The sequence below is a fragment of the Acetobacter papayae JCM 25143 genome (assembly GCF_000613285.1).
GTDB classification, from domain to species: domain Bacteria; phylum Pseudomonadota; class Alphaproteobacteria; order Acetobacterales; family Acetobacteraceae; genus Acetobacter; species Acetobacter papayae.
The window spans coordinates 1-2,001 of the sequence record NZ_BAIN01000138.1 but is presented as its reverse complement, the minus strand read 5'-3'; the positions used below and the strand labels follow the sequence as shown (position 1 = coordinate 2,001).

At 64.0% G+C, this 2,001-nt stretch carries 1 protein-coding gene and 2 pseudogenes; all 3 read right to left on the bottom strand.

The window, feature by feature from the left end; all coding sequences use genetic code 11:
- A pseudogene (locus tag JCM25143_RS20330) lies at positions 1-218 on the bottom strand (hypothetical protein); the annotation flags it as partial.
- Between the two features lie 36 nt (positions 219-254).
- Entirely contained in the window at positions 255-1,016 is a 762-nt protein-coding gene (locus JCM25143_RS21130; protein ID WP_051543432.1) for a hypothetical protein, read from the bottom strand.
- Positions 1,016-2,001, bottom strand: a pseudogene (locus JCM25143_RS21125) (type IV secretion protein DotO); the annotation flags it as partial. The pseudogene JCM25143_RS21125 and the gene JCM25143_RS21130, both read right to left, overlap by 1 nt.

Below are 2,001 nucleotides of genomic sequence, written 5' to 3'. Positions count from 1 at the left end.
CGCGCGACACCGGGGCGGATGCGCAGGGCCGGGTCGTCGCCCAGCCTTTGCTGCATATTGGTGATGAAGCCGTGGACGCGGTCGATGCTCTGCTGCAGCGCAAGCTCGGCCGACGGCATCCCCGGCGTGTTGACGCGCACCGGAGCGGTGTCCGCGTCATGGTCGTGCGCGCATCCACTCAGGATACCCAGCGCGACAAGGAGGTGTGTCTTCTTCATAAGACCAGTATCGCGCACTCCGTTGTGACGCTGTTTTCAGGCGGCCTCCCTCAGTGTCGCGCCGAGCCCGACCGCATCGCAGATCTCGCGGGCCAGCCCGCTGACGACACCCCCCAGTGCCGCCTGCGCGTCAACGGAGTTCGTGTCGGCCATCTGTGCGGTGGTGCGGCGATCGATCTCATCGGAGGCCGTGCCTTTGGGGAACACGCGCGACAGGCGGCGGCGTGCTTCGACGGAGCCGAGTGCCCGGTAGACACGACGGCGCAGGGCGACATCCTCTGGTTTGGTGGAGAGCGCCCAGAGTTCGATGGGGCCGAGCGTGTTGAGTAGGAACATTTCGTACCAGTCCTCGCCCACCTTGATCTGCAGCAGCAGCGGTGCGCCGCTGCCATCCGGGCGCGGCCCCTGCAGGGCGGTGTGGACAATCTGTCGCCCGGCGGCACTCAGCCCGAGGAGTGCGGCAGCTTCATCGGCTTCCTCAGGATTGGCAGTCCCCAGAATAAAGCGGGCGGTCGAATGGGCGGTGAGGTAAGGACCAAAGTCGGTGATCCTCTGGCTGGTCAGGCCCAGGCGCACGCCCAGCTTGGCGGCGCGTCGCGCGGCCTCTTCGAAGAGCTGCAACACGAAGGGGGCCTGTGCTGCGCGCTGGAATTCGTCGCATTCGAGGCGCTTGTAGCTTTCGCGGAACTCGCGGAAGCGCTCGCGGTGGATGTCGCGCACATGGGCGGGCACCTTGTCGGCGTCTTCGGGGGAGAGGAAGAAATTGCGTCCCACGATCTGAAAGCCGAGCAGATACATCAGTTCGGACTGGCGGGCGTTCTCGCCGAGCCTTCGGGGGCGACACGGCCGATATCGAGGGCGACAATGCGCGCATCGCCCAGATCCAGCCGGGTGGGCCGGTTCAGGGTCGGGTATTTGCCGATGAACGCGCCAATATAGCGTCTGAAGACATCCAGACCCGTTTCGGCACCTGACGTTGGTGTATTCGACCCGTAATTGTCTTGCACATATGGCAGGTACGTGGCGGACACCAGATCCTCAATCACCGGCACGGCATGCTGTGTCGCCATCCGCGCCATGCGCATGTCGCCGCGGGCAGCGAACAGGTCTGCAATATCCCACCAGGTCGTGTCATCACCCTCGGGCTCAACACCCAGACGTAAGAGGGCGGCGTCGATCAGTTGGTTGTCGGTCTGGCGGTATTTTTTGATGGACGTCGAAAAGACCTCATCTGAACACATCTCATAGGCGGCGGTGACGGTGGCATCGATAATCTGGTTCATGCCCTCGAAGGGTTTGCCCGTCAGCTCCATGCACACGGTTGAGAGAAAATTCGTCAGAAACGCGCGGTGATGTTCGAGCGGATGGCGACAGCAGGCTTCGGTGTCGAAGATATTGTAGGCATGATCGTCTTTGAAATCGAACGGGATGAAGAGCGCCTGATGGGCGTCTTCGGCGCGCAATCCGTTACGCACCATGTCGATGAAGCCGCTTGCCGCGTCCCCGATGTCGAGCTTGCCGATCAGGGGCAGGCGCGGGCCGGCATCGGTCAGGGAGGCCGTGCTCAGAACGGTGGCCAGCAGCAGGGAGTTGGCGAGCATGGACTTGCCGCGCCGGGACGGGGCGACGAACAGGTCGAGGGTTGCGACACGCCCACTGCCGGTCGGATCGAAGGGCACGATGGTGCCGTCATTGGCCCGCAGCAGGGCCGCGCCGTCTGTCCAGGGGGCCGCCATCCGGAAACACGGCATGGTGAGCAGGGTTTCATCGAGTGGGGCGGCTG

Bases quoted from the DNA above. Each gene is read 5' to 3' on its own strand.
- JCM25143_RS21130 (WP_051543432.1), bottom strand. From the start codon at position 1,016: ATGTATCTGCTCGGCTTTCAGATCGTGGGACGCAATTTCTTCCTCTCC.